The sequence below is a fragment of the Pseudoalteromonas sp. 11L1 genome (assembly GCF_055397545.1).
In genome coordinates this window covers 745610-767651 of sequence record NZ_AP041141.1, presented here as the reverse complement: position 1 = coordinate 767651, position 22042 = coordinate 745610, and the positions used below count along the sequence as shown (strand labels likewise).

The 22042-nt window shown below is 40.9% G+C and carries 19 protein-coding genes and 1 rRNA gene; all 20 read right to left on the bottom strand.

From position 1 onward, the window contains the following. Positions 1-124: 124 nt before the first annotated feature. A 16S ribosomal RNA gene (locus ACZ5WS_RS03590) occupies positions 125-1660 on the bottom strand. Between the two features lie 607 nt (positions 1661-2267). Then, on the bottom strand, positions 2268-4052 hold the full coding sequence (locus ACZ5WS_RS03585) for a choice-of-anchor I family protein (protein ID WP_464710676.1): 1785 nt from the start codon (positions 4050-4052) through the stop codon (positions 2268-2270). A gap of 158 nt (positions 4053-4210) precedes the next feature. Next, positions 4211-4816 (bottom strand): DUF1240 domain-containing protein, encoded by a 606-nt coding sequence (locus ACZ5WS_RS03580; protein ID WP_464710674.1) that lies wholly within the window; start codon positions 4814-4816, stop codon positions 4211-4213. A gap of 124 nt (positions 4817-4940) precedes the next feature. Beyond that, positions 4941-5285, bottom strand: a complete 345-nt coding sequence (locus ACZ5WS_RS03575) for a hypothetical protein (RefSeq protein WP_464711471.1) — start codon at positions 5283-5285, stop codon at positions 4941-4943. A 526-nt stretch (positions 5286-5811) separates the two neighbouring features. After that, on the bottom strand, positions 5812-7170 hold the full coding sequence (gene glmU, locus ACZ5WS_RS03570; protein ID WP_178956823.1) for a bifunctional UDP-N-acetylglucosamine diphosphorylase/glucosamine-1-phosphate N-acetyltransferase GlmU: 1359 nt from the start codon (positions 7168-7170) through the stop codon (positions 5812-5814). A gap of 297 nt (positions 7171-7467) precedes the next feature. Beyond that, complete coding sequence (locus ACZ5WS_RS03565; protein ID WP_464710672.1) at positions 7468-7890, bottom strand: F0F1 ATP synthase subunit epsilon; 423 nt, start codon at positions 7888-7890, stop codon at positions 7468-7470. Between the two features lie 13 nt (positions 7891-7903). After that, positions 7904-9289, bottom strand: a complete 1386-nt coding sequence (gene atpD, locus ACZ5WS_RS03560; RefSeq protein ID WP_008112138.1) for a F0F1 ATP synthase subunit beta — start codon at positions 9287-9289, stop codon at positions 7904-7906. Between the two features lie 33 nt (positions 9290-9322). Next, positions 9323-10183, bottom strand: coding sequence for a F0F1 ATP synthase subunit gamma (gene atpG, locus ACZ5WS_RS03555; RefSeq protein ID WP_008112136.1), 861 nt, complete (start codon positions 10181-10183; stop codon positions 9323-9325). A 59-nt stretch (positions 10184-10242) separates the two neighbouring features. Next, positions 10243-11784: a F0F1 ATP synthase subunit alpha gene (gene atpA, locus ACZ5WS_RS03550; RefSeq protein WP_464710669.1), complete on the bottom strand. Its 1542-nt coding sequence runs from the start codon at positions 11782-11784 to the stop codon at positions 10243-10245. A gap of 14 nt (positions 11785-11798) precedes the next feature. Beyond that, positions 11799-12332: a F0F1 ATP synthase subunit delta gene (gene atpH / locus ACZ5WS_RS03545; RefSeq protein ID WP_008112132.1), complete on the bottom strand. Its 534-nt coding sequence runs from the start codon at positions 12330-12332 to the stop codon at positions 11799-11801. Between the two features lie 16 nt (positions 12333-12348). Beyond that, a complete protein-coding gene (gene atpF / locus ACZ5WS_RS03540; RefSeq protein ID WP_008112130.1) occupies positions 12349-12819 on the bottom strand; it encodes a F0F1 ATP synthase subunit B in 471 nt (156 codons plus the stop codon). A 41-nt stretch (positions 12820-12860) separates the two neighbouring features. Then, positions 12861-13094 (bottom strand): F0F1 ATP synthase subunit C, encoded by a 234-nt coding sequence (gene atpE / locus ACZ5WS_RS03535; protein WP_004335261.1) that lies wholly within the window; start codon positions 13092-13094, stop codon positions 12861-12863. A gap of 53 nt (positions 13095-13147) precedes the next feature. After that, positions 13148-14005: a F0F1 ATP synthase subunit A gene (atpB, locus tag ACZ5WS_RS03530; protein WP_138626155.1), complete on the bottom strand. Its 858-nt coding sequence runs from the start codon at positions 14003-14005 to the stop codon at positions 13148-13150. A 15-nt stretch (positions 14006-14020) separates the two neighbouring features. Then, complete coding sequence (locus ACZ5WS_RS03525) at positions 14021-14401, bottom strand: ATP synthase subunit I (protein WP_008112121.1); 381 nt, start codon at positions 14399-14401, stop codon at positions 14021-14023. A 142-nt stretch (positions 14402-14543) separates the two neighbouring features. After that, a complete protein-coding gene (locus ACZ5WS_RS03520) occupies positions 14544-15470 on the bottom strand; it encodes a ParB/RepB/Spo0J family partition protein (protein WP_075169486.1) in 927 nt (308 codons plus the stop codon). Between the two features lie 20 nt (positions 15471-15490). Next, a complete protein-coding gene (locus ACZ5WS_RS03515; protein WP_008112117.1) occupies positions 15491-16276 on the bottom strand; it encodes a ParA family protein in 786 nt (261 codons plus the stop codon). A 14-nt stretch (positions 16277-16290) separates the two neighbouring features. After that, on the bottom strand, positions 16291-16911 hold the full coding sequence (gene rsmG, locus ACZ5WS_RS03510; protein ID WP_008112113.1) for a 16S rRNA (guanine(527)-N(7))-methyltransferase RsmG: 621 nt from the start codon (positions 16909-16911) through the stop codon (positions 16291-16293). Positions 16912-16926: 15 nt separating this feature from the next. Beyond that, positions 16927-18816: a tRNA uridine-5-carboxymethylaminomethyl(34) synthesis enzyme MnmG gene (mnmG, locus tag ACZ5WS_RS03505; protein ID WP_464710663.1), complete on the bottom strand. Its 1890-nt coding sequence runs from the start codon at positions 18814-18816 to the stop codon at positions 16927-16929. 428 nt (positions 18817-19244) lie between these two features. Beyond that, entirely contained in the window at positions 19245-19694 is a 450-nt protein-coding gene (gene mioC / locus ACZ5WS_RS03500; RefSeq protein WP_008112109.1) for an FMN-binding protein MioC, read from the bottom strand. 943 nt (positions 19695-20637) lie between these two features. Beyond that, positions 20638-22002, bottom strand: coding sequence for a tRNA uridine-5-carboxymethylaminomethyl(34) synthesis GTPase MnmE (mnmE, locus tag ACZ5WS_RS03495; RefSeq protein WP_464710661.1), 1365 nt, complete (start codon positions 22000-22002; stop codon positions 20638-20640). Positions 22003-22042: the final 40 nt, after the last annotated feature.

Genomic DNA, 22042 nt, shown 5'->3' with positions numbered 1-22042 from the left:
CATACGAATTTTATTATCAGCTTTTCCAAATTTTTAAAGAGCATATTAATTAGTTAACCCAAAGGGTAAAACTAACTAACAATCATCTGTGTGGACACTACGAACAAATAAGTTCTAAATCGTATAAGGAGGTGATCCAGCCCCAGGTTCCCCTAGGGCTACCTTGTTACGACTTCACCCCAGTCATGAATCACTCCGTGGTAAACGTCCTCCCGAGGGTTAGACTATCTACTTCTGGAGCAACCCACTCCCATGGTGTGACGGGCGGTGTGTACAAGGCCCGGGAACGTATTCACCGCGTCATTCTGATACGCGATTACTAGCGATTCCGACTTCATGGAGTCGAGTTGCAGACTCCAATCCGGACTACGACACACTTTAAGTGATTCGCTTACTCTCGCGAGTTCGCAGCACTCTGTATGCGCCATTGTAGCACGTGTGTAGCCCTACACGTAAGGGCCATGATGACTTGACGTCGTCCCCACCTTCCTCCGGTTTATCACCGGCAGTCTCCTTAGAGTTCTCAGCATTACCTGCTAGCAACTAAGGATAGGGGTTGCGCTCGTTGCGGGACTTAACCCAACATCTCACAACACGAGCTGACGACAGCCATGCAGCACCTGTATCAGAGTTCCCGAAGGCACCAAACCATCTCTGGTAAGTTCTCTGTATGTCAAGTGTAGGTAAGGTTCTTCGCGTTGCATCGAATTAAACCACATGCTCCACCGCTTGTGCGGGCCCCCGTCAATTCATTTGAGTTTTAACCTTGCGGCCGTACTCCCCAGGCGGTCTACTTAATGCGTTAGCTTTGAAAAACAGAACCGAGGTTCCGAGCTTCTAGTAGACATCGTTTACGGCGTGGACTACCAGGGTATCTAATCCTGTTTGCTCCCCACGCTTTCGTACATGAGCGTCAGTGTTGACCCAGGTGGCTGCCTTCGCCATCGGTATTCCTTCAGATCTCTACGCATTTCACCGCTACACCTGAAATTCTACCACCCTCTATCACACTCTAGTTTGCCAGTTCGAAATGCAGTTCCCAGGTTGAGCCCGGGGCTTTCACATCTCGCTTAACAAACCGCCTGCGTACGCTTTACGCCCAGTAATTCCGATTAACGCTCGCACCCTCCGTATTACCGCGGCTGCTGGCACGGAGTTAGCCGGTGCTTCTTCTGTCAGTAACGTCACAGCTAGCAGGTATTAACTACTAACCTTTCCTCCTGACTGAAAGTGCTTTACAACCCGAAGGCCTTCTTCACACACGCGGCATGGCTGCATCAGGCTTGCGCCCATTGTGCAATATTCCCCACTGCTGCCTCCCGTAGGAGTCTGGGCCGTGTCTCAGTCCCAGTGTGGCTGATCATCCTCTCAAACCAGCTAGGGATCGTCGCCTTGGTGAGCCATTACCTCACCAACTAGCTAATCCCACTTGGGCCAATCTAAAGGCGAGAGCCGAAGCCCCCTTTGGTCCTTAGACATTATGCGGTATTAGCAGTCGTTTCCAACTGTTGTCCCCCACCTCAAGGCATGTTCCCAAGCATTACTCACCCGTCCGCCGCTCGTCAGCAAAGTAGCAAGCTACTTTCTGTTACCGCTCGACTTGCATGTGTTAGGCCTGCCGCCAGCGTTCAATCTGAGCCATGATCAAACTCTTCAATTAAAAAGTTTTATGTCTTTCGACAGCTCAATGAATTCTGAATTTATTTAATATCTTTCGATATTGAATTGACTGTGCTGAATAATTACCAAAGTAACTATTCTGTTGGTCACTCAGTTTCAATTGAGACTCTAAATTTGTTTGCCTCACTTAGTAAACTAAGCTTGGCTGTTAGAACTCAATCTGTACGAGTGCCCACACAGATGATTGCTTTATATTGTTAAAGAACGTTGCGATTAAAGCGTTAAACTTTATCTCGCTAGGGCTGCGCATACTACGCTTTCCTATTTTTTTGTCAACACTTAATTTCAGTTTCTTTTAAAATATTTGAAAGCTAAGTTTTACTCGACTCACTTACCGTTTGTTCAGCGCTTTTCATTGCTGCCTGCCGGGTCAGTGGATGCGCATTATAGGGATATTCTGGAGAGGGTCAATGCTTTATTTCAGTTTTATTAAATTAATTTCAATTTAGTACAGTAACCATACAAACAAAGGGCTGCAGAGCTGTTTTTGATTAAAATTCATTCACACAAGGCATGATTGCAAGAGGGGAGGAAGTAAAAGCGATTTATAGATAACTGCTAATCGCTTTTACATAACACTTTATTAATTACTGAGTTGTTATTTCCCATACGGCAATTGAGCCTGAGATTTCATTACCTACTATGAGCAGTGCTTCGTTTGTTGCACTTTGCGCTGCAGGAACAAACGTCATTCCTTCAGGAGCGAGATCGCCACTTATATCTGCACTTGGTTCTAAACCACGATTATAGAAGTAGTCTTGAAATTTCACATCGTAAGGGTTGGTTATATCAAACACCATTATTGTGCCCATACGCTCTAAGCCAACAAAAGCAAACAACCTATCGCCAACCTTACCTAATGTTAGCGCTTCGGGTTCTGCCCCTTTATCATCTGAGCGTGTATCGCCTTTGTTTTCATCTTCGTTGTTATTAAACGCGTTACCATGAACAGAAGCGGTCACCCGTGCAATTTGATCGCCTGAGTCAAACACCACCAGCCCATTGCTATCCCAAATGGTAAATGAGCGTGCGCCATAGGCATAAAGAGATTCGTATTGGCCATCATTATTTTTATCACCTTTTACTGTTGTAACTTTTAAACGACCAATGTCGTTATCATCGTTATTTAAGTAATCGAAGTTAGCTGCGAGAGCTAGATCTTCTACGCGGCTTTCATCTATATATGCCAAACACCCATCTTTAGCGTCATAATCAAGGCCCCCCTTGGCTATACAATCAGCTTCATCGCTGGCATCAAAAAAGTATTCGCGTGCATCACCCTCATTGGCAGATACAATAAAGTTGGCTCCCTTCCAACTAAAACTTGCAATTGTATCTGGCTGATACATGCCATATAAACCAGGGTATGATTTAAAGTTAACACCGCCGTCTTTGTCTGAAGCGTCAAATTGTAAGTTTGACCAATCTTTAAAACCGAGCCCTTTTAGCTCAAGGGAATTATCTGCAAGGTTGATGATAGCTAGGCCGTTATTTTCTTGAATAGAGACATAGGCGTATTTATTATCCTTGGAAATACTCACATACTCTGGCTCTAAATCCATAGCGACGGTGGTATTTATTAAATTACCATTAATAGTACGTCCAGTAGGATTGGCAAACACTAAACCCTGCGCTTCTAATTCAGCTTGCTTATTATTGTAAGCTTGAAAGTTTATGCTCATAGCAGTATCGGCAATAGTGCCGTTATTAATATCGATAATGCTGATAGTGCCTTCGGGGTCGATACTGTAGTCGCCATTAGGTTCGCCTTCATTAGCAACCACTACTTTTGCACCATCATGACTAAATGCTACCATGTCGGGTAGGGCACCTACTGTTACATTTTTAATAAATACTGGTGTATCTCCGCTAATATTGTAAAACGCTATTTGGCCAGCTTCACCCACGCTTGTAGCAGCCATTGCTACCGCTAATAATTGGTTATTCGCATCGATAGCTATGCTGTTTGCATCGCCAGGCGTATTTTCATTTAGTGAGAGCGTAATGGCAGAGGCTAAGTTGGTCGCAGTTACAATACCTTCGTTATCTTTTACTAATGCTGCAGTGTCGAACGTATCGGCAGGAATGATATTCACAACAGCTTCATCACCAGAGCTATTAATGGCATAAATCCATTTTTTAGAGGCTTGGTAGGCGACTATTTCAGCTGCCCCTTCCGGGCTTTGTGCATTGAGTACTGCGCGGCCAATAAGATTGATATTTAAAGCTGAATTTGCATTAGTGCCGTTTTCGCCATTATTACCCGCTGTACCTTGTACACCCTGTGCGCCATCTTGGCCGTCATCACCATCTAGTGAGCAACCAGTTAATAGTGATAGCAAAGAAAGGGCTATTATTGATTTGTTTAACATTATTGTTTTCCTTAGTGTTGTATTCGTTAAATATCAACACACAGGGATGACAACAGCATGGCATTTTTATTTATAGAATATTTAGACAATAAAAAAGCGAGTTATAAAACTCGCTTTAAATAGGGCTTGGCCTGTTACTCATTTAAATGGACTGGCTGCTACATATTATTTATATAATCATCGCGCCTTTTTCGAGTTATTTTTATAAACTCTTTTAACTCATCAACGGAAGGTTCAATACCTTGTTGATTTTTATGTTCAAACCAATCGGTAACATCACTGATTATGACAGAGCCACCCTGTAGGCATAATTCATCATTTTTTAGCCAAACATCGGGACCTCTGAATGATGGACTGGTATACCAATTACAAAAGCTATATCCCTCACGTGTTAATTTAGATTCAATGTAAAAGCTATTAACAATAGATAAAATTATATATAAAGGTATTGCGCGCAGCATAAGCTTTACCATTAACCTTACTGTTTTTTCATTGCGGAAGTTCAATACTTTTTGTAAGCCTGCAATTGTCATTAAAACAGGAAATGGAGCCATTACTATTATCGGAGCCAACAAGCCGCTTTCTCGAATATAATAAAGCGACTCATCAAAATAAACATTTTCAACAAACCCATAATAAGAGAAATAAAATAAAGCAATTGTAAATAATATAAAAGCAAACAGGCCTATCACAACAATTAATTTATGTTCGAAGCTTTGCTCTGTAAAACGTTCTTCGGATTTTTTCCATTCTAAAATAGACATTGTTTATAGCTTATTTTTATTAGGGTTAAATTTACCTTTGGAAGCCAGAAAAATCCCTTTATAAAATTATTTAGCTTAGCTGGTTATTTTAAATAAAAACGACTGCAGCAATTTTGAGTTAATTTTAACGATTATACTCTGCTCTAGTTTCTTGTATAAAAACTTCAAGTTCATTAATTGTTGGCTCAATACCTTGTTGACTTTTCTGTTCAAACCAATCGGTAACATCACTGGTTATGACAGAGCCATCTTGTAAGCATAACTCATCATTTTTTAACCAAACATCGGGACCTCTGAATGATGGACTGGTATACCAATTACAATAAGTATAGCCATTGCTTTTTATATATGACTCTATATACAAGTTGAAAGGGATTACTAGCAAAAGAAATAAAGATAATGCAATAAACAACCCTTTAACAAAGCCTGTCATTAAGTATTCAGATTTATAATTTAATAACTTCTGAATAGAAGCTAAAAAAAATAAAGAAAAAGGGAAAAGGAAAAAAAGTAAAAGAACCTTTCCACTTTTTTCTTTAATAAAAGGACTAGACCCAACAGCTTCCAGTAAACTAATTTCTGAGATGACGGTATAAATTAGAGCAAAACAAATAATGCAAATTAAGATAGGCCCTAAAAAATTTATAAATAATTCTTTAAAAGCGAGGTTTCTGCCACTCTTACTTGCTTTTTCCCATTTAAATATTTCATAATACTTTTATGCTCGGAACTCCAAATAATGTACCGAATATTCCATAAGGGTCTTCACTCAGTACTTTATTAATAATGAATAGACCATTACCTGATAATATACTTTTTAACTAGCTTCGGGTTTCCTTTCAACGATTGCACGACGAGCATAAGCTGACATGCCGCACTTCCTTCAGTTATATTTTATATACGTTATTGAGTAATCTAATTAATTAAAAATATTTAGACAATAAAAAAGCGAGTTATAAAACTCGCTTTAAATATTTAATAAGTAATGGTCATTACTATTTTTTAACTGGGCGTTTCCAACCATCTAAATTACGTTGCTTGCCACGTGCTACGGCTAGCTGATCATCCGCTACGGCATTGGTAATAACAGAGCCTGCACCCACAGTTGCTGTAGCACCAATATTTACAGGAGCAACCAGTGATGAGTTAGAGCCTATAAAGGCATTATTGCCAATAATGGTTTTTGCTTTATTAACCCCATCGTAGTTACAGGTAATTGTGCCTGCGCCAATATTCACTTTCTCGCCAATTTCAGCATCACCTAAGTAACTTAAGTGGTTTGCTTTAGAACCTTTGCCTAAACGGGTTTTTTTCATTTCGACAAAATTGCCAATGTGCGAGTCTTCTTCCATTACTGCACCAGGACGAAGGCGGGCGTATGGACCGAGTGTACATTGAGCCGCAACTGATGCATCTTCAATTAGTGTATTGGCTTTAATAATAACATTATCGCCAATGCTACAGTTTTTAAGTACACAGTTAGGTCCAATTTGTACGTTATTACCAAGCGTTACATTGCCTTCAAAAATAACGTTGATATCGATGAGGACATCTTCACCTGTTTTAACGTCGCCACGTACGTCAATACGTGCAGGGTCAGCAAGGGTGGCTCCATTTAACATCAAGTCTTCTGCTTGCCATGCTTGGTAAGCACGCTCTAATCCTGCAAGTTGTACGCGGTTATTTGCACCTTCAACTTCCATTGGATGATCAGGCTGTGCTGATGTAATTTCTACGCCTTCACTATGCGCCATAGCAACTATATCTGTTAGGTAGTATTCACCTTGAGCATTATTGTTAGACAAGTTACCTAACCATGTTTTTAAAAGCTTACCATTAACCGCCATAATGCCGGTGTTTACTTCGTTAATAAGTAACTGCTCTGCATTAGCATCTTTTTGTTCAACAATACCCACTAGCTTTCCATCAACACGTAGCATACGCCCGTAACCATTTGGGTTTGCTAAATTAACGGTTAATACTGCTAAGCCATTTTTAGGTGTCGCTGCTAATAAGCGTTCAAGTGTAGATTGCTTTGTTAAAGGTACGTCACCGTATAAAACCAGTACGGTGTCGTCGTCATTTATATGTGGGTTAGCTTGTGCCACTGCGTGGCCTGTACCTAGCTGTTCAGCTTGCAGCACCCAGTTTACGTTATTATCGGCTAATTGTTGTTGTAATAGTTCGCCGCCGTGACCATAAACTAAGTTAGTCGATGTAGCACCTAGCGCATTGGCATTATCGATAACATGTTGCACCATAGGTTTACCTGCCACTTTATGCAGTACCTTAGGCAGAGCAGAGCGCATACGGGTACCTTTACCCGCTGCAAGAATAACCGTTGTTAGAGCCATTAAAACAATTTCCTTTTTCCGTTGTTTTAGCTTAATAGAATAAGTGTGCTGCAAAGTAGATTACGTAAGTCACATCATGTGCAAATACTCAGTAGGCTAAGCAATGACTACTGAATCTTAACTTAAGCAAAGTAACACCTAATAGAATAGGGTTATTGTAGCGAGGATCTTGCGTAGATATAAGTAATAATGAAGAGATATTAGCCATAACGATTAATTTATTTACAAATAGCGACAGGATTTATCATCAGGCACAAAAAAGCCCACATAAAGTGGGCTTTTAAAAACCAGATAGGCTTACTTTTTACGTAATTGCTGAATAACGCGTAGCTGAGCAATTGCTTCAGCTAGTTGCATTGCGGCTTGATTGTAATCAAGCTCAGCAGATGCACCTTTTGCCATTTGGGATTCAGCGTCACGTTTAGCTTGCTCTGCAGCTTTCTCGTCCAGGTCTTCACCACGAACAGCTGTATCAGCAAGTACGGTCACTATGTTCGGTTGAACTTCTAGTGTACCGCCAGCAATATAGATGAGTTCTTCTTCACCAAATTGCTTAACTAAACGTACCATACCAGGTTTAAGGGCAGTTAGTAGTGGGGCGTGACCGGCATTAACACCTAACTCACCTTCACTACCAGATACTTGAATAGATTCTACTAAACCAGAAAATAATTTCTCTTCAGCACTTACTACATCAAGATGTACAGTCATAGCTGCCATACTACCCTCCTAATTACATGCTTTTGGCTTTTTCTTGAGCTTCTTCAATAGAGCCAACCATGTAGAACGCTTGCTCTGGCATATCATCAAACTCACCGTTTAAGATACCTTTGAAGCCTGCAATTGTGTCTTTAAGTGAAACGTATTTACCTGGCGCACCTGTAAATACCTCTGCCACGAAGAATGGCTGAGATAGGAAACGCTGGATTTTACGTGCACGAGATACAAGTTGCTTATCTTCGTCAGAAAGCTCGTCCATACCTAGAATCGCGATGATGTCTTTAAGTTCTTTGTAACGCTGAAGAACTGTTTGAACGCCGCGCGCTATACCGTAATGCTCTTCACCGATTACTTGTGGATCAAGCTGACGTGAAGATGAATCAAGAGGGTCTACCGCTGGGTAGATACCTAGTGATGCGATATCACGTGAAAGTACCACTGTTGCATCTAAGTGAGCAAACGTTGTTGCTGGAGATGGATCCGTTAAATCATCCGCAGGTACGTATACCGCTTGGATTGAAGTAATTGAACCAGTCTTAGTAGATGCGATACGCTCTTGAAGTACACCCATTTCTTCAGCAAGTGTAGGCTGGTAACCTACCGCTGATGGCATACGACCAAGAAGTGCTGATACTTCTGTACCCGCAAGTGTATAACGGTAGATGTTATCTACGAAGAAAAGTACGTCGCGACCTTCGTCACGGAACTTCTCAGCCATAGTAAGACCTGTTAACGCTACGCGTAAACGGTTACCTGGAGGCTCGTTCATCTGACCGTATACAAGCGATACTTTATCAAGTACGTTTGAATCGTTCATCTCATGGTAGAAATCGTTACCCTCACGAGTACGCTCACCAACACCTGCGAATACTGAGTAGCCGCTGTGCTCGATTGCGATGTTACGGATAAGTTCCATCATGTTTACGGTTTTACCAACACCGGCACCACCGAATAAACCAACTTTACCACCTTTAGCGAATGGACATACAAGGTCGATTACCTTGATACCCGTTTCTAAAAGTTCAACTGAGCTTGATTGCTCTTCGTAAGTAGGTGCTGCACGGTGGATAGACATACGCTCGTCTTCACCGATTGGACCTGCTTCATCAATTGGCTCACCAAGTACGTTCATGATACGACCTAGGGTCTTAGTACCAACTGGAACTTGAATTGCTTCGCCTGTGTTTTCTACTGAAGCACCACGACGTAAACCGTCTGTAGTACCTAGTGCGATAGTACGTACCACACCGCCACCTAGCTGCTGTTGAACTTCTAAAGTCAAACCAGCTAAATCGCCATCTGTTACTTTTAGCGCGTCATATACGGCTGGCACGCTGTCTTGTGGAAATTCGATATCCACAACGGCGCCGATAATTTGGACGACCTTACCTAAACTCATGTCTATTCCTCTCGTTAATCTTTGCCTGAAGCATTAAACTGCTGCTGAACCAGAACAAATCTCACTAATTTCTTGTGTGATTGCTGCTTGGCGAGCTTTGTTATATACAAGCTGTAACTCATCCATAAGGTCACCGGCATTATCAGTTGCAGCTTTCATTGCAACCATGCGGGCAGCCTGTTCAGAGGCAGCGTTTTCAACTACACCTTGGTATACTTGAGACTCAATGAAACGTACTAACAAAGACTCTAAAATAGCCTCTGGATTTGGTTCATATAAGTAATCCCACGCATGTGTAGATACTTCTTCTTCAGCTTTTGGCAAAGGGAGTAACTGATCTACTATTGGCTCTTGCTTCATGGTATTAACAAAGTTGTTATATACCAGGAATAAACGGTCAATTTTACCTTCAGAGAATGCATCTAGCATTATTTTTACCGGACCAATTACGTCCTGTACTGAAGGCTTATCTCCAAGACCTGCTTTTTTAGCAAGCACTTGACCACCAAAACGTTGAAAGAAGCCAGCTGCTTTACTACCTAAAGTAGCAAAATCAGCATCTACGCCTTTCTCTTTCCACGCTTTAATATCTAATGCAACTTTCTTAAACTCATTTGAGTTTAAGCCGCCACATAGACCACGGTCAGTAGAGATAACAATATAACCAACTCGTTTTACTTCACGTTCTTCTAAGAACGGGTGAGTAAAATCAAGATTTGCTTGAGCAACACGACCAATCACTTTACGTAATTTTTCAGCGTATGGACGGCTTGAAGCCACTCGTTCTTGCGCCTTTTTCATTTTAGACGCAGCAACCATTTCCATTGCGCTAGTGATCTTTTGAGTATTTTTAATACTGCCGATCTTGCTTTTAATCTCTTTTCCGCTGGCCATGACTCTCTCTCCGAATCAAGGTGTGCTTTAGGATATAAAGCACACCATTAATAACTAAATTACCAAGTTTGCGTAGACTTGCACTTCTCTAGAAGTTCTTTAAGCTGCGCTTCGATCTCGGCGTTGTAGTTACCAGTTTCATTGATTTGAGCCATAAGCTCTGCGTATGTGCTATTTGCGAAAGAAAGTAATGCCGCTTCGAAATCCATGATTTTAGAGATTTCGATGTCTTGCAAGTAACCTTTCTCAGCTGCGAATAACGACAAAGACATTTCAGCAACAGACATTGGCGCGTACTGTTTCTGCTTCATTAGCTCTGTCACACGCTCACCATGCTCAAGTTGAGCACGAGTAGCATCATCAAGGTCAGACGCGAACTGCGAGAACGCAGCTAATTCACGGTACTGAGCTAGGGCTAGACGGATACCGCCACCTAGTTTCTTAACGATTTTAGTTTGTGCAGCACCACCAACACGCGATACCGAGATACCAGCATTTACTGCCGGACGGATACCTGAGTTGAATAAGTCAGTTTCTAAGAAGATCTGACCATCGGTGATAGAGATAACGTTTGTCGGTACGAACGCAGAAACGTCGCCGCCTTGAGTTTCAATGATAGGCAATGCCGTCAATGAACCTGTTTTACCTTTCACTTCACCATTAGTGAACTTTTCTACGTAATCAGTGTTTACACGTGATGCACGCTCTAAAAGACGCGAGTGAAGGTAGAATACGTCACCTGGGTATGCTTCACGGCCTGGTGGACGCTTAAGTAGCAATGAGATTTGACGGTAAGCAACAGCTTGCTTAGATAAATCATCATATACGATTAATGCGTTTTCACCACGATCACGGAAGTATTCACCCATAGTACAGCCCGAGAACGGTGCTAAGTACTGAAGTGCCGCAGATTCAGAAGCAGATGCTACAACTACGATAGTATTTGCAAGTGCACCGTGCTCTTCTAATTTACGTACTACGTTAGCAATAGTAGATGCTTTTTGACCAACCGCTACGTACACACACTTAACGCCTGTGTCTTTTTGGTTGATGATTGCATCGATTGCTAGTGCAGTTTTACCTGTTTGGCGGTCACCGATAACAAGCTCACGCTGACCACGACCAACTGGAATCATCGCATCGATAGATTTGTAACCAGTTTGTACTGGCTCATCTACTGATTGACGCTCGATTACACCTGGTGCAATTTTTTCTACAGGTTCAAACCCGTCGTTATCTAAAGCGCCTTTACCATCGATAGGAGCACCTAGTGTGTTTACAACACGACCAAGTAGACCCGTACCAACAGGAACTTCTAAGATACGACCAGTTGTGTATACTTTTACGCCTTCTGTAAGGTCAGCGTAAGGACCCATTACTACTGCACCAATTGAGTCGCGCTCAAGATTTAGTGCGATAGCATAACGGTTGCCAGGAAGCTCAATCATCTCACCTTGCATACAGTCAGCTAGACCGTGGATGCGAATGATACCGTCAGTAACAGATACAATTGTACCTTCGTTACGAGCTTCACTTACAACTTCGAACTTCTCAATACGTTGTTTGATCAGATCTGAAATTTCAGTGGAATTAAGTTGCATGCTCTTTTTCCCAATTACGATTGTAGTGTTGTGGCTAAGCGATTTAATTTACCGCGTAAAGAGCCGTCAATTACAGTGTCGCCTGCCTTAATAATAAGGCCGCCAACTACTGTAGCGTCTTCACTACAATTCAGCTTAACTTTGCGTGCGAAACGTTTTTCAAGTGCCGCTACCAATGATTCTTGCTGGGCTGCAGCAAGAGGTGTTGCCGAAATCACATCAATATCGATTTCTTTTTCATAGTCTGCTTTTAAAGCAGAAAATAAATGGGCAACTTCAGGTAGTGCAATCAAACGTCCATTTTCAGCCATCACCTTAACTAGGTTCTGACCTTGTTCGTTGAGCTGCTCACCACATAAGTTAATAAATAACTCAGCTTGTGCGGTAGCAGTAGGCAATCCAGCTAAAATGGTAGATGCCTGTTCATTGCTGGCAACGTGGCCAGCAAAGAACAACATGTCATTCCAGCTTTCAATAGCGCCTTTTTCAACGGCAAGTTCAAAAGCCGCTTTAGCGTATGGGCGAGCGATAGTAGTCAATTCAGACATGCTCATACCCTCCTAATTACAGCTCAGCGACAAGTTTTTCAACGATGTCACTATGTGCGGCTTGATTGATTTCGCGCTCTAAAATTCTTTCTGCGCCAACCACTGCCAGAGTTGCTACTTGCTTACGTAGCTCTTCTGTCACACGGTTACGCTCTGATTCAATTTCAGAGTGCCCTTGAGCAATAATTTTTTCACGCTCTTGCTGACCACGAACAGTTTCTTCGTCAACAATTAGCACGGCACGCTTTTTAGCTTGATCAATGATATCAGCCGCTTGAGCCTTTGCATCTTTAAGCTGTTCTGCAGCTTTCTGTTGCGCTAGTTCTAAGTCTTTCTCGGCTCTATCAGAGGCAGCTAAACCATCTTCGATTTTCTTCTGGCGAGCTTCAATTGCACCGTTTAGTGGTGGCCATACGTATTTCATACAAAATAATACGAACACCGTAAACGCAATTAATTCACCGATAAGAGTGGCGTTTAAGTTCACAACCGCTCCTCCTTAAATAGTAAGCTGTTCAAAAAATAAAATTAAAGTACGAACAACAATACCATCGCGATACCAACACCAATCATTGCTACAGCATCGATTAGACCAGCAAGGATAAACATTTTAACTTGTAGCGATGGTGCAAGCTCAGGTTGACGCGCACATGCTTCAAGGAATTTACCGCCCATGTTACCAAAACCGATTGCTGTGCCGATTGCACCGAAGCCGATAAGTAAAGCTACTGCGATGTACTTAAGACCTAATACTAGTTCCATTTTTTTCTCCAAAGTTTCAATTGTAATTAAAAGTAAAAATTAAAAGTTATAAATTAGTGATTATCCGAACTTGCCATGCTTAGGTATACGATTGTTAGCATCATGAATACGAATGCTTGCAATACAATTACCAAGATATGGAATACAGCCCACACAAAGTGCAACGGTAGTTGCATTAAACCTATAGCACCTATAAGGATGAAGATTAATTCACCTGCATATAAGTTACCGAACAAACGCAGTGCCAGTGAAAACGGCTTAGAAACCAATGCGATAAGTTCTAGTAATAGGTTGAATGGGATTAAAAGAATCTGCATAGCTGTATTGTTTGAACTAAACGGGTGAAGTGTTAGTTCTTTAATAAAACCGCCGATACCTTTGATTTTAATTGAGTAACCAATCATTAGAATGAACACGCCCAGCGCAAGTGCAGCTGTCATGTTGATATCTGTAGTTGGTACAATTTTCATGTATACGTCGTGTGAATCCATACCGAATGCAGTTTCGCCAACAAAGCCAGCAAATGCAGGTAGGAAGTCAACTGGGATTAAATCCATTAAGTTCATTAAGAATATCCAAACGAATATTGTTAATGCTAATGGTGCAATTAGCTTACTTTTACCGTGGAAGGTATCGCGTACGTTGTCGCCAACGAACTCAACAACCATTTCAATGAAACATTGAAGTTTTCCAGGTACACCCAGAGTTGATTTTTTTGCGGCACTACGGAAGATCCATAAAAATATTAGACCTAGTCCGATAGACCATGCGAGGGTATCTATATGCCATGTCCAGAAGCCACTATCCGTACATGCTTTATTGAAGGCAAGACCAGCGTCGGTCGAGCACATCTTAGCATTGGTTAAGTGGTGCTGAATATGGCTAGATAGAGTAACTTCTTCTGCAGCCATGTTATATCCCAAAAGTTAATGTTTAAAAAAAACGGGTGTAAACAATCCTGTAAACAACACCAACACATAAGCACAAAAGAAAGGTAGCAGTACTACCGGATAAAGCTTTAGCATTAGTGCAAACAAAACGATTGTTAGCATAAATTTTAATCCGTTGCCGCGTTTCAACGAGGCATACGCTTGATTTGCTCGACTTGCACCCATATATCTGAATGCATAAAGCGCAAATACAAAGTTAGGAAGTACTGCGACTGCGCCACCAGCTAGAGCTGAAAGTGCGGCATTGGTTTCCCAACCTATAAAAATTATTAGTGCAGCTAAAAGGGCTACAAATCCCTGAAGGCAAATTAATTTTAATGCGGCAAGCCTATACGGGCTTGCTAACTTATTAGTCACTTTTAATTAACCTTTATGACGCTCTAATTGTCAGGGTATGAAAACTGGCGAAATTATACTTAATCCTGCCAGTTTTGCAACTTGAGTAGGTGCTTTGTAACACAAAATCGCTGTAAATGTCCCTTTTTAGACATCCAATAAATTAATGGTGGGAATAGTCTTGATTGATACGGTTTAAAATACCGTCTAACTCGTCAAGATTAGTGTAAGAAATAACCAACTTCCCTTTGCCTTTTTTGTTGTAATTTATTTCTACCTTTGCCCCTAGGTTATCAGCAAGCTGCTGCTCTAACTGTTTAACATCTGGGTCTTTTTCTATTACTTCTTTTGCTGGAGCTGGCTCTAAAATAGAGCGTACTAGTTTTTCAGTTTCGCGAACGGTCAATGCCTTTGCAACAGCTAAACGGGCTGCATCTGATTGCACTTCGCCTTCGAGTGCTAATAAGCAACGAGCGTGACCCATTTCAATGTCACCATGCTCTAACAATATCTTTACATCGTTATTTAGATTATTTAAGCGTAATAAGTTAGTCACGGTCGTACGTGATTTACCAACTGCATCAGCCACTTGTTGATGTGTTAACTCAAACTCATTAAGCAACCGATTAAGTGCAATCGCTTCTTCCATAGCGTTTAAGTCTTCACGCTGAATATTTTCAATCAGAGCAATAGCAACGGCAGCTTCATCAGGTACATCTTTAATAATACAGGGTACAAACTCAAGCTTAGCTATTTGCGCAGCACGCCAGCGACGTTCACCGGCAATAATCTCATAGCTGTTATGCGCAACAGGGCGTACAACGATAGGTTGAATAATTCCTTGTGAGCGTATCGAACTGGCGAGTTCTTCGAGTGCCTCTTCAGACATGTCTTTACGAGGTTGGTATTTACCTGAGTGTAAAAGCTCGATCGGTAGTTTTTGTAATTCACTGTTGCTAGGCTGCGCTGCATTTTCAACTGCGCTGGTTACGTTAGCAGTATCCTGTTCCTTACCTTCGCTTGGTGCAGGTTTAGATGAACTTAAAAGCGCATCGAGTCCTCGGCCTAAACCTCGTTTTTTAGCAGACATGTTATTTTTTTACCTCAAAGTTAGGCGACAACGGGAGTTGTTTTTTCTTTTCTGCGTAGCATTTCACCAGCGAGAGCTAAATAAGCTTTCGCGCCACTTGATGCTCGATCGTAGTACATTGCTGGGGCACCAAAACTTGGGGCTTCTGCAAGTCGAACATTACGTGGGATCACCGTACGGTATACTTTATCGCCAAAATGTTGTTTTAATTGTTCTGATACATCATTTGCTAGTCGATTACGCGGATCGTACATAGTACGAAGTATGCCTTCAATCTGTAAGTTAGGGTTAACTAACTTAGCAAGTTGCGTAATCGTGTCCATTAACGCTGTTAATCCTTCCAATGCATAATATTCACATTGCATAGGTACTAAAATAGAATCGGCAGCGGCCATGGCATTAACGGTTAACATATTTAAAGAAGGCGGGCAGTCTATAAAAATAAACTCATACTGATCTTGTATTTTTTCAAGCGCGTTACGCAAACGTACTTCTCGCGCAAATAATTCCATCAGCTTAACTTCTGCAGCGGTCACATCACCGTTTGCAGCAATCATATGATATTCGCCTGAGGTTTCTTTAATAATCACTTCATCAATAGGCTTATCTTCTATGAGCAAGTCATAGATAGTAGGGACGTCACCATATTTGTCGACGCCACTGCCCATGGTCGCATTGCCTTGCGGGTCGAGATCTATTAACAGCACTTTACGCTTCGTTGCAGCCATAGATGCAGCGAGATTAACGGCAGTGGTAGTTTTACCTACTCCACCTTTTTGATTTGCTAATGCGATGACTTTTGCCACAGTGTCTCTGATCCCTAGTCTTTAGAAAGAATTATTAAATGTCGTTGTGCATCTAAATCCGGTACTTCTAATGCAATTTTTTGCTCAAACTTAACACCTGTAGGGAGTGAGTCTAATTCCTCACTTGGAAATACCCCTTTAAGTGCAATGAACTTACCTGAATGATCAATTAAGTGCGAGCACCAGTCAATCATATCTTGTAACGATGCAAATGCACGACTTAGTACGCCATCTAATTTAACACTTGGTTGATATTCTTCAACTCTTGACTGCACCGGGGTGACATTATCAAGGCCAAGCTCATGTTTAACATGCATTAAAAAACGTACACGTTTACCTAAACTATCTAATAATACAAACTGCGTTTCAGGTAAGGCAATAGCTAACACTATGCCTGGTAAACCAGGACCTGTGCCAACATCAATATAATGATGACCGGTCAAGTGAGGAGCAACAACTAAGCTATCCATTATATGTTTAACCATCATTTCTTGAGGCAAACGTACCGAGGTTAAATTGTAGGCTTTATTCCACTTATCGAGTAATTCAACATAGCGGACAAGTTGTTGCTGTTGTTTTTGTGTTAGCGCAATATCAGTTTGCGCTAACAAAGTTGTTAATTGTTGCTGTAACACAATGTACCTTTACCGTTACGCAGTTTTGCGTAACAAGCCTTGCTTCTTCAGATACACTAATAATAGCGAAATCGCCGCTGGGGTGATACCAGAAATACGCGAAGCTTGGCCGATAGTGTCTGGACGAGCATCAATTAGCTTAGCAACTACTTCGTTTGATAAACCAGAGACGGTTTTATAATCAAACTCTTTTGGTAAAATTGTTTCTTCATGACGAAGCTGCTTATTGATCTCATCTTGTTGACGCGCGATATAACCTGCGTACTTCGTATGAATTTCAACCTGTTCTAGAGCGGCCTGATTAGTGAACTCAGATCCGAGTCCTTCAATCGCCATCAAGTCGTTATAACGCACTTCTGGACGACGCAGTAATTCTTCTAAGCTAGCTTCACGCACAAGTGGCGTTTTAAGTAATTCGTTTACTTTATTAACCATGGCATGATCTTTATGGATCCAGGTATCTTTAATACGCTGTTTCTCTTTAGCGATCACTTCCATTTTTTCGTTGAATGCTTGCCAACGTTCATCATTAACTAAACCTAGTTCACGACCTTTTTCAGTTAAACGAATATCAGCGTTGTCTTCACGAAGTAGCAAACGGTATTCAGCGCGGCTAGTAAACATACGGTACGGTTCTTTTGTACCTAGTGTTGCTAAGTCGTCAATCAGTACGCCAACATAGGCTTCATCACGACGTGGTGTCCACGACTCTTTACCTTGTACTTGTAATGCTGCATTCATACCTGCGATAAGACCTTGCGCACCCGCTTCTTCGTAACCGGTAGTACCATTAATTTGACCAGCAAAAAATAAGCCATCAATAAACTTTGTTTCTAATGATTGTTTTAAATCGCGTGGATCAAAAAAGTCATATTCAATAGCATAGCCAGGACGACAAATGTGTGCCTTCTCAAAGCCGGTGATCGATTGCACAATTTCTAACTGTACATCGAACGGTAAGCTAGTTGAAATACCGTTAGGGTATAACTCGTATGACGTTAAACCTTCTGGCTCTACAAATATCTGGTGTTTATCTTTATCTGCAAAACGTACAATTTTATCTTCAATAGACGGACAGTAACGTGGGCCTATTCCTTCGATAACACCTGAGTACATAGGTGAGCGATGTAAGTTTTTGCGAATAACATCATGTGTTTTTTCATTGGTGTAAGTGATGTAACACGGAATTTGTTGTGGGTGGTCGCTTTGTTTACCCATAAATGAGAATACCGGTGTTGGTGCATCACCTGGTTGTTCTTGCATTTTACTAAAATCAACAGTCCGGGCATCAATACGCGGTGGCGTGCCGGTTTTTAAACGATCTACTCTAAATGGTAATTCACGTAAGCGATCAGCTAAGGCAATTGAAGGCGGATCGCCAGCTCGGCCACCTTTGAAATTTTCAAGGCCGATATGAATTTGACCGCCTAAGAATGTGCCCACGGTTAGTACCACACTCGGTGCATTAAAACGCAAACCCATTTGTGTCACCACACCGGTTACACGATCATTTTCAACGATTAGATCATCACATGATTGTTGAAAAATCTTTAAGTTTTCTTGGTTTTGAAGTGTGTTTTGAATAGCCGCTTTGTACAAGGCACGATCCGCTTGTGCACGCGTCGCTCGTACAGCAGGGCCTTTAGAAGAATTAAGCGTGCGGAATTGGATCCCGCCTTTGTCAATAGCTTGCGCCATTGCGCCACCTAGGGCATCAATTTCTTTAACCAGATGGCCTTTGCCAATGCCACCAATTGCTGGGTTACAAGACATTTGACCAAGGGTATCCATATTGTGAGTCAGCAGCAGGGTATTCATCCCCATACGGGCAGCTGCCAATGCGGCTTCAGTGCCTGCATGTCCACCACCTACTACGATAACGTCAAAATTTTCGTGAAAAATCATTAATGGGATCCTACTTAAATCAAACCAGTAAACTTCAAAAGGGAGCGTATTCTACCTAGAAATTAGCAGAAGATAAATGATTAAACAGTGCTCAAGATCTAAGTAAGTGATCTCTAATAATATAAAGGATCTTTTAAAGAGATCTTTTAATACTATTACTACTACTGATCGGGTTTTCTGTTGATAAGCTTTAGATCATGATTAAAAACATATAATTAGATCGGATCTAAAGGTGTTAGTATGATCGGATCTTCAGGCAAATAAGCTCTGATCAAAACAGGCTGTTATACACAGGCCGATCAAGTCTCGATCTTATCCCATGGATAAGCATGGCTAAAAAAGCAGTTTAATCAGTGTTTATCCACAAAACTTATTAAATTATTAGCAAATTGTGGGTAACTTTATTTATAACTTTTCGCTTGATCTTTCTATTTTAAACCTGTCTGTGCTATCCATGAGTCTAACCAAGCTAAGGCCGTATCTTCGGGCAGTGCTTCATCAAGAATATTAAGCTCTAAACGTTGTGCTACTTTTACAGCGCCTTTTTGGCTTAAAAGAGTATCTACATTACGCCCTGCAAGGTTATAAGTGTCATAACTAGTATCGCCAAGTGCAATAACCGAATACTTTAAATGCGAAAGATCATCCACTTGCGATACTTGTTCGATAAAACCAATCAGGTTGTCAGGGTAATCACCCGCACCGTAGGTCGATGTACAAACTAACCAAATAGTATTTTGTTGATCTATTTCATTAAATTCAGGTTGATCATGTAGTTGGCTATTAATCCCTTGGTTGTTAAGTGCATCATTTAACTGCTCTGCAACGTACTCGGCGGATCCCATTTGACTACCAACGATAATATTTACTGAACTCATGAATATGGCTGATCACTATTAGTTTTAATTGCTGCCTATGATAGCTCAGTGAGTATAACAGTAAAGTTAAGAGTGTTATTTTGTATAACTATTTTTGTGGTAATTTAAGCCTTGGTATTAATTGCTTGCTTAACTTATTGATTATTAATGATTTAACAAAATATCTTTAAATGTAATCTTCTGATCAAGTTGTTGATAAGGTTGGGGAAAGCTCTGCTTAACTAAAAACCAATATTATTAATAATTTGCTAAGTTATTGATTTTATATTGAGTGTTAACCACCAGCTAGTACAAATTTATAGATAAAGGCGTGTTGATCTTAGTGTGGATACAAAGCATGTTGATAACTTAAAGTTGGGATCGAAAATAATTTTAAAAAATGATCTATTTATGCAGATCAGACTAAAAATCCATTTTTATTTTCTAAAAATCGCTATTTAACTGATTTAAACACAGCATATTTTTACTTTTTATCGTTTTTAACTCATTTTTAAGGCAGTAAAACCCAAAATTGTGGATAACTGATCTGCAAAAAAATAATCTTCATCAATTTAAACTAAGAAAATAACTATATTTTGCTGGTGGAGTGGCGAGCAAACTTACTTTTTAGGTACGTTTTATTTTTATGGTTTGATAATTACCTATGCCCAAGCTTGGAAAACTAATGTAATAGGTTCTCTTTTAGGGTGAAATAAGCTTAATTTTTACTATTAATGTAGGTAGTTTATCTGTTGTTTGGTGTGATTATAGGTTTAGCTCATCTGCCTTAAACACATTTTTAAACATAAATGGAGGCTAATATTGGTGCAATTTAGCTGTATTTTTTAGTCTGTTTGGTTTTTAAAGTGAGTTATTAAAATACATTTTGGCGAGTCGATATTAAAAATAGTAGGGCATTAAAAAGGGCACCTAGGTGCCCTTAATGATTAAATTATTAGTTCAATTATTTACCGATACAGAACGAGCTGAAAATTTTGCCAAGCAAATCATCAGAAGTAAATTCACCAGTTATTTCGTTAAGATACTGTTGTGTTAAACGCAGTTCTTCCGCGAGGATTTCACCGGCCACATGCATCTCTAATTGTGTTTTACCTGTATCTAAATGATACGCAGCATGTTCTAGTGCATCTAAGTGACGACGGCGTGCCATAAAACCACCTTCTGTAGCACCATCAAAACCAATGCAGGCTTTTAAGTGAGTACGAACTAACTCTATACCATCAGCATTTTTAGCGCTTAAACTGATGACTGGATATTGTTGCTCTTGATCCATACCAACCGTATCACCCGATAAATCGGCTTTATTTCTGATCACAGTCACGCCCATACCTTGGGGTAACTTAGCCATAAATTCAGGCCAAATAGCATGTGGATCGGTATCAATGGTGTCGGTGCCATCAAGCATAAATAGTACCCGATCGGCTTGGTTTATTTCATCCCAGGCACGTTCAATGCCTATTTGCTCTACCTTATCTGGGCTTTCTCGTAGGCCTGCGGTATCTATTATATGTAGTGGCATACCATCTATATGTATATGCTCACGTAATACGTCACGTGTGGTGCCGGCTATTTCAGTTACGATAGCCGCTTCTCGCCCTGCTAATGCATTAAGTAAGCTTGATTTACCTGCATTAGGGCGACCAGCAATAACGACGCGCATACCTTCGCGCATTATGCTGCCTTGTTTGGCTTGATTGGTTACGGCATTAAGCTGCTCGATGATGGCATTTAAATCACCACCCACTTTTCCGTCTGATAAAAAATCGATTTCTTCGTCAGGGAAATCAATAGCTGCTTCCACATACATACGTAAGTGAATGACTTTTTCAACTAAGGTTTCTATGTGCTTAGAGAATTGCCCTTGAAGTGATTGTAGAGCACTTTTAGCGGCTTGCTCGCTAGTTGCATTAATTAAGTCGGCGATTGCTTCTGCTTGAGTTAAATCAAGCTTGTCGTTCATAAACGCACGCTCAGAGAATTCACCTGGTTTAGCTAAACGCACACCGTCTATTTTACTTATTTCTTTGAGTAGCATATCAAGAACAACAGGGCCACCATGGCCTTGGAGTTCGAGTACGTCTTCACCGGTAAATGAGTGTGGGCCAGCAAAGTAAATCGCAATACCTTGGTCAAGTTGCTGACCTGCAAGGGTGTTAAATGGCACATAGTCGGCATAACGAACTTTAGGGACTTTGCCTATTATTTTTTCAGCAACCTGTTTGGCTAGGTTTCCTGAAACGCGAATAATACCAACACCGCCTCGGCCTGGGGCAGTGGCTTGTGCTGCAATTGTATCGTGATTGATCATGCGGTTTATTTGCCAACTTAAATAACGTAATGGCGGTATT